The organism is Streptomyces sp. NPDC102406 (genome assembly GCF_044765725.1).
Lineage (GTDB): Bacteria > Actinomycetota > Actinomycetes > Streptomycetales > Streptomycetaceae > Streptomyces.
The window spans coordinates 402,659-416,576 of sequence record NZ_JBIWKP010000001.1; the positions used below are offsets into that span (position 1 = coordinate 402,659).

12 protein-coding genes are annotated in these 13,918 nt (G+C 69.6%); 5 read left to right on the top strand and 7 right to left on the bottom strand.

The window, feature by feature from the left end:
* Positions 1-8 precede the first annotated feature (8 nt).
* The 6 genes from ACIRF8_RS01940 to ACIRF8_RS01965 form a co-directional block, all read right to left on the bottom strand.
* A complete protein-coding gene (locus tag ACIRF8_RS01940) occupies positions 9-1,013 on the bottom strand; it encodes a M48 family metalloprotease (protein WP_404209876.1) in 1,005 nt (334 codons plus the stop codon).
* 50 nt (positions 1,014-1,063) lie between these two features.
* Positions 1,064-1,576, bottom strand: coding sequence for a Pycsar system effector family protein (locus ACIRF8_RS01945; RefSeq protein ID WP_404209878.1), 513 nt, complete (start codon positions 1,574-1,576; stop codon positions 1,064-1,066).
* A complete protein-coding gene (locus ACIRF8_RS01950) occupies positions 1,573-2,607 on the bottom strand; it encodes a hypothetical protein (protein WP_404209880.1) in 1,035 nt (344 codons plus the stop codon). The genes ACIRF8_RS01945 and ACIRF8_RS01950 overlap by 4 nt, the downstream gene beginning before the upstream one ends.
* Positions 2,608-2,628: 21 nt before the next feature.
* Positions 2,629-4,767, bottom strand: coding sequence for a hypothetical protein (locus tag ACIRF8_RS01955; protein WP_404209882.1), 2,139 nt, complete (start codon positions 4,765-4,767; stop codon positions 2,629-2,631).
* Positions 4,764-5,540, bottom strand: coding sequence for a hypothetical protein (locus tag ACIRF8_RS01960; RefSeq protein WP_404209884.1), 777 nt, complete (start codon positions 5,538-5,540; stop codon positions 4,764-4,766). Before ACIRF8_RS01960 ends, ACIRF8_RS01955 begins: the two co-directional genes overlap by 4 nt.
* 124 nt (positions 5,541-5,664) lie before the next feature.
* Positions 5,665-6,381, bottom strand: a complete 717-nt coding sequence (locus tag ACIRF8_RS01965; RefSeq protein ID WP_404209886.1) for a Crp/Fnr family transcriptional regulator — start codon at positions 6,379-6,381, stop codon at positions 5,665-5,667.
* Positions 6,382-6,623: 242 nt separating this feature from the next.
* Between ACIRF8_RS01965 and ACIRF8_RS01970 the strand changes: the two genes are divergently transcribed.
* The 5 genes from ACIRF8_RS01970 (at position 6,624) to tuf (ending at position 11,741) form a co-directional block, all read left to right on the top strand.
* Positions 6,624-7,100 (top strand): DUF1707 and DUF4190 domain-containing protein, encoded by a 477-nt coding sequence (locus ACIRF8_RS01970; RefSeq protein WP_404212222.1) that lies wholly within the window; start codon positions 6,624-6,626, stop codon positions 7,098-7,100.
* Positions 7,101-7,384: 284 nt separating this feature from the next.
* On the top strand, positions 7,385-7,756 hold the full coding sequence (rpsL, locus tag ACIRF8_RS01975) for a 30S ribosomal protein S12 (RefSeq protein WP_003948652.1): 372 nt from the start codon (positions 7,385-7,387) through the stop codon (positions 7,754-7,756).
* A gap of 2 nt (positions 7,757-7,758) precedes the next feature.
* Positions 7,759-8,229, top strand: a complete 471-nt coding sequence (gene rpsG / locus ACIRF8_RS01980; RefSeq protein ID WP_119286186.1) for a 30S ribosomal protein S7 — start codon at positions 7,759-7,761, stop codon at positions 8,227-8,229.
* 39 nt (positions 8,230-8,268) lie between these two features.
* Positions 8,269-10,395, top strand: a complete 2,127-nt coding sequence (gene fusA, locus ACIRF8_RS01985; protein ID WP_404209888.1) for an elongation factor G — start codon at positions 8,269-8,271, stop codon at positions 10,393-10,395.
* 152 nt (positions 10,396-10,547) lie between these two features.
* Positions 10,548-11,741: an elongation factor Tu gene (tuf, locus tag ACIRF8_RS01990; protein WP_404209890.1), complete on the top strand. Its 1,194-nt coding sequence runs from the start codon at positions 10,548-10,550 to the stop codon at positions 11,739-11,741.
* A 125-nt stretch (positions 11,742-11,866) separates the two neighbouring features.
* On the opposite strand, the gene ACIRF8_RS01995 is transcribed toward tuf, so the two are convergent.
* A complete protein-coding gene (locus tag ACIRF8_RS01995; RefSeq protein ID WP_404209892.1) occupies positions 11,867-13,906 on the bottom strand; it encodes a PIG-L family deacetylase in 2,040 nt (679 codons plus the stop codon).
* Positions 13,907-13,918: the final 12 nt, after the last annotated feature.

Below are 13,918 nucleotides of genomic sequence, written 5' to 3' on the forward strand. Positions count from 1 at the left end.
TCGGCGTGTCAGGGCCGTCGGTCCACATATGCCTGAAGGTGGTGCAGGCGCGTGTGGACGTCGGGATGGGAGTCGAGCAGGCGCGTCATCAGGCGCTGCTCCTCGCCGTGCTTTCGCGGTGCCGCCCCAGGGCTCGGACAGGTCAGGTCGGCACGGAGCACGACCATCAGCTGCTCGCCGAACCCGAGCCCGGCGGCGTGCTCGTCGGCGCGTAGTTCCGAGCGGCGGGAGAGGGACGCGGCCAGATACGGGGTGATCAACGGCAGAAGGATCAGCCCGTACGTGGCCGTCGCCAGCGCGAGCAGGACCGCTCCGGCCGCCGCGATGACCGCCGCCGCGGCACCCACGGACAGGCGTTCCACGTGGGAGGCCGCGCGGAGCAGCAGCTGCCAGGCGAGACGCCCCGGCAGCGCGTACCAGAACACGAACAGCGACACCCACGCGTGGCCTCGTACGTGATGGCCCAGCTCGTGGGCGAGTACGCCGGCCAGGTGGGGAGGCGGCAAGGACGCCAGGGAGTGGCTGGTCACGGCGACTATGTGGCCCGCCGCCGCCATGGCGTTGATGTCGTCGCTCTCCTCGACCCACAGCTGGTAGCGACGTCCGTCCACACCGCTGCGAGCGGTCACCTCACGCCAGACGGCGTGCAGAAGCCGCGCCTCTTCAGGTGTGGGATGGCGCAGGCCGAAGAGGCGTCGTGCCAGGAGGCGCTCGAAGGGCGGGTGAAAGGCGAGCGCGCCGCTCAGCGCCCACCCGCCGAAGAGGAGCCACCAGGGCGGGCCGCTCACGAGGACATCGAGGGCGTACGACAGCACAAGGACGAGGGCGACACTCAGTGCTACGTGCGGCAGGTGCAGGGCCAGTGCACCGACGGCGGTGAGGTCGGTCCGGCGCTGACGCGCGGCGATGTGGATTCGGCCGGGGCGGCGGGGTAAGGGATCTCGGGGCAGGGGGTCAGGAGCGGATGGGTTCTCGGGCAGGTCGGGCCCGTGAGGTCCGGGCGGCACCGGCATGGCGGTCTCCTTCGGCGTGGGGTGATGGCGAGGGCTGACGAGTGCGCGGGTCAGCTGAGGAGCAGCGCTGCGGGGAGCAGGAGGACCGCGCCGCCGAAGGCGGTCAGCCCCGCCCGGATCCAGAAGTGCTTGCGGGCGGCGATGCGGCTGGTGTCGGCCAGGGCGAGGATCAGCGCGCTCGCGGGATCGCTCTCGGTCTGAGCGAGGGCTTCGGCGAGCAGCCCTGCTTCGGCGGCTCGCCGCACGTCGTCGAAGTAGGTGAGCGGTCGGCCCGGTGCCCAGCGGCGTGCCCGGTGTCTGGGCGCCACGGCGAGCAGTACCGCGAGGAGCGCTGTGAGCAGGCAGAGCGTTCCCGCCCACCACAACGACGCGACGGGTACGGGGAGGGGGCCGGGAGTCCAGCCCCGGCCTGCCAGCAGGGCGCCGGGCACGCCTGCCGTCAGGCCGAGGGCGCCGATGAGAACGGCCGCCTTGGCGTCGGCGCGGGCGATGTCGACACGTAACTCGGCGAGCAGCGGGGCACCGGCCTGCGGGAATTGGACGGTGGAAGCGGGCCGGGTCATGCGTCGGCCTCCGGTCGGTCGTTCCCGCGTGTCTCCACCGGCACGGGGAGACCCTCCTCGGCGGGTCCCGGGGCTCGCAGGATGGCCTCCATGCGCTCGGCGACGAGGCGGCGCGGTATCTCGAGTTCGTGGTGCTCCAGGCGCTTGGTCTGGAGGGCTTCGTTGATCAGATGCACCTGGGTGTCCAGCAACCTGTCCTGCCCGGCGCTGAGGTGTTGCAGGACGTGCTTGGTCTCCTCGGGGTGTGTGGCCAGGTGCAGCGCGAGCGCGGCGGTGCCTCCCCTGGCCAGGGTCTCCTCGTAGAAGGTGATGCGGGCGGCGATGCGCTCGGCTTCCTGTTCCTCCCGGAGCCGGGACGCCCGGTGCTCGGGCGTCGCCGCTTCCATCTCGTGCCGGGCGTTTCGCAGCCGGGACTGGTGGAAGCGTTCGGCGGCGTCCCGGCGCAGGCGCAGGGAGCAGGCGATGCGCAGACCCTGGGGCACACCGATCCACGAGGCCGCCGCCACTGCCTCCTGGACGCAGTGCTCCGCCTCCGCGCTCGCCTCGATGGCGTGATCCCGGCTCGCCCTCCGCAGCACCGGTAGCAACTCGCGTGTGATGAGCCCCGGTACGTCGCGCTCCTGGCTGCGCACGAACCGCTCGGGATCGGTCACCCGCCAGGAGATGTCGGCGGTCGCCTCGAACTCGAAGCTGTCGAGCCGACTGGGAAGGGGCACGCTCAGCGGGAACGCGTGGTGCTCGGTGTCCACCTCGTACAGGGCGACGAAGCGGCGAACGGACGGGGGACGATCCGGCGGCAGGAAGGTCTCGTAGCCGCCCTTGCGTGTCACGCAGACCAGGGCGTGGTCGATGCGCCCGGTGAATCGTCGGCTGCCGATGCGGAAGCGGGGGAGTTGCCACACGGTGCGGACCGGGTCCGCGTCGAGGTGGGGGACGGCGGGTCGCTGGGGCTGCTGGCGGAACCAGTCGAGTCGGTCGGGCTGTTCTTCCACGGCTTTGTCGGCTTTGTTGGCGTTATCGACATTGTTCATGTCCATACCTTTCGGCGCCGGTCAGGTCGGTCGGGGGACGGGCAGGAGCGCCTGCAACCGGTCGGCGGCCGGCGACCGGGAACCCGTGGAGTCGTGGACCGTACGCAGGAGATGGCTGACGCGCCGGTGGTTGATGGCGGTCCGGGCCAGAGCGGGCAGCAGTGCGGCGAGGGCGGTCTCGACGGCCGGAGCCGAGTCCGCGGCGTGCACCCAGTCGCGGACGACGAGGAGGGCCTGCTCCTGGTGGGCGCGGTCGGCCAGGATCGCCTCCCAGAAGCGGGTCAGGTGCTGGGCGGCCGACAGATCCTCCTCGGCGTCGGCCTGCGCGTACCAGAGCAGTACCGGGGGGACCTGGCCGCCTTCGTCGGCGGGCTGCTCACAGGCCTGTCGAAAGGCGCGCAGAGCGTGCGGCCGGACGGCGCGGTCGTGTTCGATCAGCTCGGCCAGTGCGGACAGGACGGGTTCGCCCACGGCCAGGAGCAGGAGTTGGAGGGCGTCGGCGAACTGCCGCTCCGATTCCGGGATGTCCTCGGCGTCCTCGGTGTCCTCGGCCCGCGGGTCCGGGTCTTCGGGCGGCTGGTGGTGGATGGCTTCGACGAGCGCCTCCAGCACGGCCTCGTGGTGGACCGGCCCGAGGAGCCCGTAGGCGCGGATCGCGGTCCACCGGCGGCTGTCGTCATCACCGGTGCACCAGTCGTGCAGGATCCGGATGACCGTCGGTACGCCCAGGAGTTGGGCCATGGTCAGGGCGTTGGCGGCGGTCAGCCAGGAGTGCGGATGACGGCCGTCGGCCCAGGGTTCGACGAGGTGGGCGATGGCGGACGAGAGGTCGGCCGCGGCCAGCAGCGCGGCGGCGGTCGCGGCCCGGGTCCGCACCAGCGGGCGGCGGTCCTCCGCGAGGGCGCGGATCCAGTCCACGAGGGCCGGACGCGCGGACGGGTGGAGATTCCAGACCTCCTCGAGCAGCACCTGCGCGGTGCGGTCGTCGTGGAACGCGGCGCAGAACTTGCCCTCCAGGGGGCCCCACTCGGTGACCTCCGCGGTCACGTAGCCGTCGGCCCGGGCGAGGTGGAGCCGTTCTTCCCGGGAACTGCCGAAGACTTGGATCCTGGGTGGTACTCCGGGGTCTTGGATCTTGTGTAAACGGGTGAAGAGATTGTCGCTGAGCTCTGCCGTCACCGCGTACGGCGCCTTGTCGAAGACGGCGAGGGAGATGAGGAACGCCTTGTCGTGCAGGGTGGAGTCCTCCTGGCGCAGCCATCGGGTCACCTGCGCCGCGACCGCGGTGTCCCCGATCGCAGCCAGTTGCGCCTCGCTGATCTCGCCGCGGTGGTGGGCGAGCAGTTGCTGTGCGAACTGCTTGATCTCTTCCGGGCTGTGGCGGTGGCCGAGGAACTCCTTGACCGCGGTCAGTCCGGACAGGGACGCCCAGGAGGCCGCACCGGCCTCGGGGACGACGTGGGCGCCGAGTATCGCTTCGGGAGGTGGAGGCTCCCAGGGCACGAACGGGACGCCGGTCAGCGGCGCCGAAGGCTCCACGGTGATCACCATGAAGGCGCGGGACTTCTCCAGCCGCTCCCGCAGCGCCAGCAGCTGAGCCTCCCGTACGGGGTTGTTCCCGCTGACGGCCAGATCGCATACGACGTAGCCGATCGCCGGGTCCAACTGGTCGGGAAGCGCCGAGAACGTCCGCAGGTCGAGGGAGCGCATCCCTTCGACGCCCATCCGGTGCAGCAGCATCAGAGCCGCGGTGCGCCGGCCGGTGTCCCGGCCGCCGGACAGGAAGACGACCTTGTCCTCCTTGAGCCGCGCGTATGCCTCGCCGAAGCGCGGGCATTCCTGGAACACGCCCACCAAGGACGCGATCTCCGCGCTCGGTATCGGTCCGGACAGAGCGCGGGCACGATCGGTGCGGGGCCCGAACTGGTAGATCTTGTCGCCGTAGTGCGCGCCGCCCGTCTGCCCGTACTGGTCCCCGCCGACCAAAGTCGCGACGAAGTCGGGCGCGTGGGTGAGCAGGTCGCGACGCGCGGACCAGGCCGACTGCCTCCGCTTCTCCTGAGCGTCGTCCCCGTCGGCCGGCCGCTTCTGGTCGCCGTCCTGGGCCGCTTCTTCAGGCGGGTTCGCCGCACCCTGCGCTGCCGGGCCGCCCTGGCTCATCGCTGCTCGTCCCGACGGGAACGGGTGAAGTGGAAGGTGGTGTCCCCGTGGTGGGCGCCGCCTGTCTGTCCGTACTGGTCACCGTCGACGTGGGTCTCGCTGTGCTGGGGCGCGGCTGTACCGGGGGTGGGGACGGACCCGCTGGTGGGGACGGACCCGGCGGCGGGGACGGAGCCGGTGGCGGGTTCCGAGGGCGGCGTCGGGCCCGGCTCGCCGTGCAGCCACGCCACCGTCGGCCCTTCCTTGGTGTCCACGGTGATGCGGTGGAAGGTCTCCGGCCGCACACCGAGCGGTCCGTGGCTCACGACACCTTGGTAGATGCTGTCCGACACGCACAGGACGCAGTCGTCCGTCCGGTTCCTCAGCGCTTCGCGCAGCGGATCGGAGTCGAGCAGGCGAACGGCGTGGTTCAGGTCCGAACCGACCCAGCCCTCATGCTCGTCCACGGCCACGTAGCCCGAGGCCAGCACGATACGCAGCCGCATCCTGGCGCTCTCGGCCATCAGCCGGTTCTTGCTGTGCAGCAGGGCCGGGGTCTCGGTCAGCAGGGTCTTCACGAGCCTGGGTACCGAGGCCTGCGCGTCGATGAGTTCCATGACCGAGTCACCGCGGTCCGCGCGCAGCCGCGAGGTCTCGTCGACGGCGCCGCTGAGCAGCGTGGCGTTGGCCACCTCGTAGAGCAGGCGGCGCAGGAACGCCTGCTCGACGTTGTCGCGTCGGCCGTACTGCTCGATGTCGAAGAGGAGGAGGGTGCGAAACACGGGGTCGTCCATGACTGCCTCTCGTGAGCCGGATCGTTGTCCAGCACGATGGCGTCCCGACGGCGATCCGCAGAGGCACGGTGACACGGAGGAACTGTGACCGTGTACACAGAGCCGAAAGGGCGCCGGCGCGGGGTCAGTCGGGGTGCCCGCCGATGATGCGGCGCAGGACGTCCGGCCGGAGGACGACGATGCGACGCCGTCTGGTCACGACGACCTCCCGGGCGCGCAGGTCCCTGAGCAGCCGGGCCACGGCCTCCCGCGACGCCCCGACCGAGCCGGCGAACTCCTGTTGACTGAGCCTGATCGTCAGCTCGATGCCCTCCTCGGTCCTGGAACCGTGGGTGCGGACGAGTTCGAGGAGCAGGACGGCCAGCCGTACCCGCACCGACAGGGCCGCCCATTCCAGCCGTCGCCGGTCCGTGGAGCGTTGCCGGTCCGTCGTGAGGCCGAGCAGCTGCAAGGCCACGCGTGCGTTGTCGGCGAGGAAGGAAGTGAACCGGCTCTCGTCGATGACGACCGCCTCGACCGCCTCCAGCGTCGTCACGGTCGCCGAACGGTGACGGCCGCTGAGCGCGGCGCCCTCCCCGATGATGTCGCCGGGCCCCCGGAGGGCGAGGAGCGCCTCGTAGCCGTTGGCGGCGAGTGCCGTGACCTTCGTCCAGCCGCGCAGGAGCAGCAGGACGTGGGCCGACGGCTCGTCCTGCTGCATGAGCACGCGCCGTGCCGGGTAGCGGAGCAGCCGGCCGGTGGCCAGCAGGGCAGCCCGGTCCTCCTGGTCCAGCCGGGCGAGGAAGGGCACCGCGTCGTCGAAGCCGTCGTCGTCCCACGCCCGTGTACGTACCGTCGCCATCGGCCCCGCCCCCGTGATCAGCCGCGTCATTTCGCAACCAGTCAACGTACTTGAAGCGCCCACACAAGGATTGGCGACTATCAGTCGTAGTAGAGGCGGACCGGGAACCAGTGGCGGATAATCAGCGTTGGAGCATGATGAGGACAGCAGACCTACGCAGTCCGGTCCGGGGGAGTGGTCTCGTGTCGAATTCGTCGTGGCAGCCGGCGCCCTGGCCGCCGTCCCACAGCCACCAGCCGTCGATGCTGGCCGCGCACGCGGACCGGGAGCGGGCGGTCGATGTGTTGCGGGCCGGGTTCGCCGAGGGGCGGATGCCGCAGGGGGAGTACGAGAACCGGGTCGAGCGGGCCTATCAGGCGCGTACCGTCGGCGAGCTGAGTGCCCTGGTCGCGGATCTGCCGCAGGGGCCCGTACCGCAGCAGTCCTTCCAGACGGCACCCGTGCCGCGGACGTTCCTGCCGGCGCCGCCGTTGCCCGTGCCGACCAACGGGAAGGCCATCGGGGCGCTGGTGTGCGGGGTGTCGACGTTCTTCTCGGCGGGTCTGAGCGGGATTCCCGCCGTGATCCTCGGCCATATGGCCCGGGGCGAGATCAGGCGGACCGGGCAGCAGGGCGACGGGATGGCGGTGGCCGGGCTGGTGCTCGGATGGCTGTCGGTCGTGGGCTGGGTGCTGTTCATCACGTTCGTGGTGCTGGCCGCGGCCTCCCAGGGCGGCTGAGCTGCGCCCGGCGTGTCCTGGCTGCGGGGTATTTGTTTTGACCGCAGCGTATGAGATAGGTACGCTCAGACCTTGTGCCTGGGGTGTGCCTGGGCTCGTGTGCGTGTCTTCAACCGCACGGCGAGTCCCGATCGATGCCGTTGAAGGTTGAGATCAAGGCCACCGCAATCTGCCGCCTTCCCGCTCTTTCGCGGGGGTCTGCAGTATTCGACACACCCGACCGCGTGGGTCGGAGGGCGTTCCAGGTTAGCTTTACTATTCGGCACACAGAAACCGGAGAAGTAGTGCCTACGATCCAGCAGCTGGTCCGGAAGGGCCGGCAGGACAAGGTCGAGAAGAACAAGACGCCCGCGCTCGAGGGTTCGCCCCAGCGCCGTGGTGTCTGCACGCGTGTGTTCACGACCACCCCGAAGAAGCCGAACTCGGCCCTCCGTAAGGTCGCGCGTGTGCGTCTGACCTCCGGGATCGAGGTCACGGCCTACATTCCGGGTGAGGGACACAACCTGCAGGAGCACTCCATCGTGCTCGTGCGTGGCGGCCGTGTGAAGGACCTGCCCGGTGTTCGTTACAAGATCATCCGCGGTTCGCTCGACACCCAGGGTGTCAAGAACCGCAAGCAGGCCCGCAGCCGCTACGGCGCCAAGAAGGAGAAGTAAGAATGCCTCGTAAGGGCCCCGCCCCGAAGCGCCCGGTCATCATCGACCCGGTCTACGGTTCTCCTCTGGTGACCTCCCTCATCAACAAGGTGCTGCTGAACGGCAAGCGCTCCACCGCCGAGCGCATCGTGTACGGCGCCATGGAGGGTCTGCGTGAGAAGTCGGGCAACGACCCGGTCATCACGCTGAAGCGCGCGCTGGAGAACATCAAGCCGACCCTCGAGGTCAAGTCCCGCCGTGTCGGTGGCGCCACCTACCAGGTGCCGATCGAGGTCAAGCCCGGTCGCGCCAACACCCTCGCGCTCCGCTGGCTCGTCGGCTACTCGCGTGCCCGCCGCGAGAAGACGATGACCGAGCGTCTGACGAACGAGCTGCTCGACGCCTCGAACGGCCTCGGTGCGGCCGTCAAGAAGCGCGAGGACACGCACAAGATGGCCGAGTCCAACAAGGCCTTCGCGCACTACCGCTGGTAGTCGCTACCCACATCGAGACCGAGAGAAGACTGAAGCCTTATGGCTACCACTTCACTTGACCTGGCCAAGGTCCGCAACATCGGGATCATGGCCCACATCGACGCGGGCAAGACGACGACGACCGAGCGGATCCTGTTCTACACCGGCGTCTCGTACAAGATCGGTGAGGTCCACGACGGCGCTGCCACGATGGACTGGATGGAGCAGGAGCAGGAGCGTGGTATCACCATCACCTCCGCTGCGACCACCTGTCACTGGCCGCTCGAGAACGACGACTACACGATCAACATCATCGACACCCCGGGTCACGTCGACTTCACCGTCGAGGTGGAGCGCTCCCTGCGTGTCCTCGATGGTGCCGTGACGGTGTTCGACGGTGTCGCCGGCGTTGAGCCGCAGTCCGAGACGGTGTGGCGTCAGGCCGACCGTTACGGCGTGCCGCGCATCTGCTTCGTGAACAAGCTGGACCGTACGGGTGCCGAGTTCCACCGCTGCGTCGACATGATCGTCGACCGCCTCGGTGCGACCCCGCTGGTCATGCAGCTCCCGATCGGTGCCGAGGCCGACTTCAAGGGCGTCGTCGACCTCGTCACGATGAAGGCGCTCGTCTGGTCGGCCGAGGCCGCCAAGGGCGAGGCCTACGACATCGTCGACATCCCCGACACGCACGTCGAGGCTGCCGCCGAGTACCGCGGCAAGCTGCTCGAGGCCGTCGCGGAGAACGACGAGGAGATGATGGAGCTGTTCCTGGAGGGCACCGAGCCCACCGTGGAGCAGCTGTACGCCGCCGTGCGTCGCATCACCATCGCCTCGGGCAAGGGCGGCGACACCACCGTCACCCCCGTCTTCTGCGGCACCGCGTTCAAGAACAAGGGCGTTCAGCCCCTGCTCGACGCCGTCGTGCGCTACCTGCCGACCCCGCTCGACGTCGAGGCCATCGAGGGCCACGACGTCAAGGACCCCGAGGTCGTCGTCAAGCGCAAGCCGTCGGACGACGAGCCGCTGGCCGCTCTGGCCTTCAAGATCATGAGCGACCCGCACCTCGGCAAGCTCACCTTCGTCCGGGTGTACTCGGGCCGCCTGGAGTCCGGCACCGCGGTGCTGAACCCCGTCAAGGGCAAGAAGGAGCGCATCGGCAAGATCTACCGTATGCACGCGAACAAGCGTGAGGAGATCGAGTCGGTGGGCGCCGGTGACATCGTCGCCGTCATGGGCCTGAAGCAGACCACCACCGGTGAGACGCTGTCGGACGACAAGGCCCCGGTCATCCTGGAGTCCATGGACTTCCCGGCGCCGGTCATCGAGGTCGCGATCGAGCCCAAGTCCAAGGGCGACCAGGAGAAGCTGGGTGTCGCCATCCAGCGTCTCTCGGAGGAGGACCCCTCCTTCCGGGTGCACTCGGACGAGGAGACCGGCCAGACCATCATCGGTGGTATGGGTGAGCTCCACCTCGAGGTGCTCGTCGACCGCATGAAGCGCGAGTTCCGCGTCGAGGCGAACGTCGGCAAGCCCCAGGTCGCGTACCGCGAGACGATCCGTCGGGCCGTCGAGCGCGTGGACTACACCCACAAGAAGCAGACCGGTGGTACCGGTCAGTTCGCCAAGGTGCAGATCGCGATCGAGCCCATCGAGGGCGGCGACGCCTCGTACGAGTTCGTGAACAAGGTCACCGGTGGCCGTATCCCGCGGGAGTACATCCCGTCGGTGGACGCCGGTGCGCAGGAGGCCATGCAGTTCGGCATCCTCGCCGGTTACGAGATGACGGGCGTCCGCGTCACGCTTCTCGACGGTGCCTACCACGAGGTCGACTCCTCGGAGCTGGCCTTCAAGATCGCCGGTTCGCAGGCCTTCAAGGAGGCCGCGCGGCAGGCGAAGCCCGTGCTGCTCGAGCCGATGATGGCCGTCGAGGTCACCACGCCCGAGGACTACATGGGTGACGTCATCGGCGACATCAACTCCCGCCGTGGCCAGATCCAGGCCATGGAGGAGCGCAGCGGCGCTCGCGTCGTGAAGGGCCTCGTGCCCCTCTCGGAGATGTTCGGCTACGTCGGAGACCTCCGCAGCAAGACGTCGGGTCGCGCAAGCTACTCAATGCAGTTCGACTCCTACGCCGAGGTTCCGCGGAACGTCGCCGAGGAGATCATCGCGAAGGCCAAGGGCGAGTAACTCACTCGAGTTCACGCTTTAGGCTTGACTCCGGAGCCTCTCGGGGCATTTCCCGACAACCGTCGTGAAGTGCCCCGGGGCCCGGGCTTTCCAGCAAAGATCACCTGGCGCCGATGAAGCAAGGCGTACAGAACCACTCCCAGGAGGACCCAGTGGCGAAGGCGAAGTTCGAGCGGACTAAGCCGCACGTCAACATCGGCACCATCGGTCACATCGACCACGGTAAGACGACCCTCACGGCCGCCATTACCAAGGTGCTGCACGACGCGTACCCGGACCTGAACGAGGCCTCGGCCTTCGACCAGATCGACAAGGCTCCTGAGGAGCGCCAGCGCGGTATCACCATCTCCATCGCGCACGTCGAGTACCAGACGGAGACGCGTCACTACGCCCACGTCGACTGCCCCGGTCACGCGGACTACATCAAGAACATGATCACGGGTGCGGCGCAGATGGACGGCGCCATCCTCGTGGTCGCCGCCACCGACGGCCCGATGCCGCAGACCAAGGAGCACGTGCTCCTGGCCCGCCAGGTCGGCGTTCCGTACATCGTCGTCGCCCTGAACAAGGCCGACATGGTGGACGACGAGGAGATCCTGGAGCTCGTCGAGCTCGAGGTCCGTGAGCTCCTCTCCGAGTACGAGTTCCCGGGCGACGACCTTCCGGTCGTCAAGGTCTCCGCTCTGAAGGCCCTTGAGGGCGACAAGGAGTGGGGCCAGACCGTCCTCGACCTGATGAAGGCCGTCGACGAGTCGATCCCGGAGCCCGAGCGCGACGTCGACAAGCCGTTCCTCATGCCGATCGAGGACGTCTTCACGATCACCGGTCGTGGCACGGTCGTCACCGGTCGTATCGAGCGTGGTGTCCTCAAGGTCAACGAGACCGTCGACATCATCGGCATCAAGACCGAGAAGACCACCACCACGGTCACCGGCATCGAGATGTTCCGCAAGCTGCTCGACGAGGGCCAGGCCGGTGAGAACGTCGGTCTGCTCCTCCGTGGCATCAAGCGCGAGGACGTCGAGCGCGGCCAGGTCATCATCAAGCCCGGTTCGGTCACGCCGCACACCGAGTTCGAGGCCCAGGCCTACATCCTGTCGAAGGACGAGGGTGGCCGTCACACCCCGTTCTTCAACAACTACCGCCCGCAGTTCTACTTCCGTACCACGGACGTGACCGGCGTCGTGACCCTCCCCGAGGGCACCGAGATGGTCATGCCGGGTGACAACACTGAGATGACCGTTGAGCTCATCCAGCCCGTCGCCATGGAAGAGGGCCTGAAGTTCGCCATCCGTGAGGGTGGCCGGACCGTCGGCGCCGGCCAGGTCACCAAGATCAACAAGTAAGCATCCGCTTACCTGTTGAGTCCCTTCGGGGCTTGATGCCTGGTAGCTCCCACGAGCTCTGAAAGGGCCCGTACGACTTCGGTCGTACGGGCCCTTTTCGTGTGCTCGCGGCTACCGCGTGCGGGTCACACCTGCGTCTGCGTCGGGCGCCACAGCCACGGGTGGGCGTCCGGGGAGAGGCCCGCGACGGTGGGGCCGTGCCGGTCGGCGATGAGGGCGGGGCCCGCCAGGGTGGGCGGGGTGCCGGTGGGGCGGGTGACGCGGCCCTCGTGGAGGAGCTGGACGCGGCCCGCGTCGTCGCGGCCGAGGAGGTAGGGGCCCGCCGCCGTCACCGGACCGTAGCCGGGGAAACGTACGTCCGGGCCGCCCGGGGAGAGCAGGCGGTCGGAGGCCGGCGGACGGAAGTACAGGCGGCTGCCGGAGGCGGCTATCGCGTCCGCGGGGGTGGGGAGGCGGGGCAGCGGGTCCGGGCCCTGCGGGGTCCAGTGGTGCACGGTGTCGTGGCCGGGGGCGTACAGGTGCACCTGCCGGTCGTCGCCGACCACGGCGGTGAGGCCGTCCTGCACGGGGCCGCCGCCGAGGTCGCGCCAGGGCGCCCACGTCCCGGAGGCGGCGCGGACGCGCGTGCTGATGCCCTGGTCGGCGTTGCGGACGAAGAGGTGCACGCGGCCGTCGGGGGCGGTGACCATCACGGGGACGCCGATGCGGCGGCCACGGTCGGCGTCGGCCTCCGGGTTGCCGAGGCTGCTCCAGGAGCCGTACGTGTGCGGGCCGCGCTGTTCCAGGACGACGATCTCGCGCAGGCCGGTCGCGCCCCGGCCCTCGATCGCGGCGAGCCGCAGCCCGCACACCAGGTGGCGGCCGTCGGGGAGTGCGGCGCCGCCGAGCACCGGGGCGAGCGGGCCGCCGCCGAGGTCGGCCGGCGCGCCGAACGCCCCGTTCCTCTCGTCGTAGCGGACCGCGCGCAGGCCGAGGACGCCGTACGCGGTGAGCGCGCCGTCGGAGTTCTTCAGGAGGGCGAGACGGGGGCCGGGGTAGCGGTAGTGGGTGGAGCGGACCCAGCCCTTGCGATTGGTGAGGGGGCGGTCGCCACCGACGTTGTAGTCACCGCAGCCCGCAGGGTTGCCGCAGTCCCAGTCGGGCGCGGCGCCGTAGGGGACGAGGTGCGCGGCCTTCTGGTCGAGGACCCTCGGTGGGAGGTTCTTCGGCCAGTGGTGGTTGTAGTAGCCGCGGAAGGCGGTGGCCAGGAACGCGGGCGGGCCGCCCTTGGCCGTCTGCGCCCAGCGGATCAGCGCCGCCCAGGTGAAGGACGCCACCGCGGTGTGGTCGGCGTGGTCGGAGTAGCCGATCTGCTCGCTGTCCCGGAGCTGCGTCTCCCGGTCGCTGTGCTGGATGTCGGGGTCCGGGTCGAGCGTCTGTACGAGCGTGGGCCGGTACCGCTCGAAGAGGGCGACGAGCGTGTCCACCAGGGAGTCGTAGTCGTACGTCTGGACCGTGCGCAGCGGTGAGCCCTCGGGGACGAGGGTGCGCAGGAGCAGGCCGCGCTCGCGCCACAGGGCGGGGACGCCCATGTGGCCGGCCGGGGTGTGCATCCCGAGGTCGAGGTGGACGAGCTCGACGCGGCGTCCTCGGTGTTCGAGGGAGTCGACCTCGGCCCTGAAGCCGTTGCGCAGGCGGATGACACCGCTGTTCCAGCGGGTGAAGACGGGCAGGCCGAGCTGGGTCGCGTAGGACTGGCGCAGGCCCTGGTGGCGGGCGGCGGAGTAGGCCGCCTTGTCGGGGGCGGGGTCGCGGTCGGTCGGCGTCTTGTTCATGCCGTTGGCCTCGCCGGCCGTGACGTAGACGCAGACCAGCGGGGTGCCCGCGTCGAGCGAGTGCTGCGTGTCCGGGTTCATGAAGTACAGGTCGTCGTCGGGGTGGGCGAGGACCTGCATCAACAGCGCGCGCTCCGCCTGGGCGGCGGCGCGGCCGGTCGCGGGGGAGGGGGCGGTGGTATGCGGCGGGAGAGCGGGGGTGGCGCGGGAGCAGGCGCCGAGGGCGCCGGCTCCGGCGAGGGCGGCGCCGGTGGCGAGGAGGGAACGGCGGGGTATCTCCGGACCGGACCGCTGGGACGTATTTCGCCCAACGGTCTTTTCGGACCCGGATATCGCAGGTCGCTTCCGCACGGTGACGCTCAC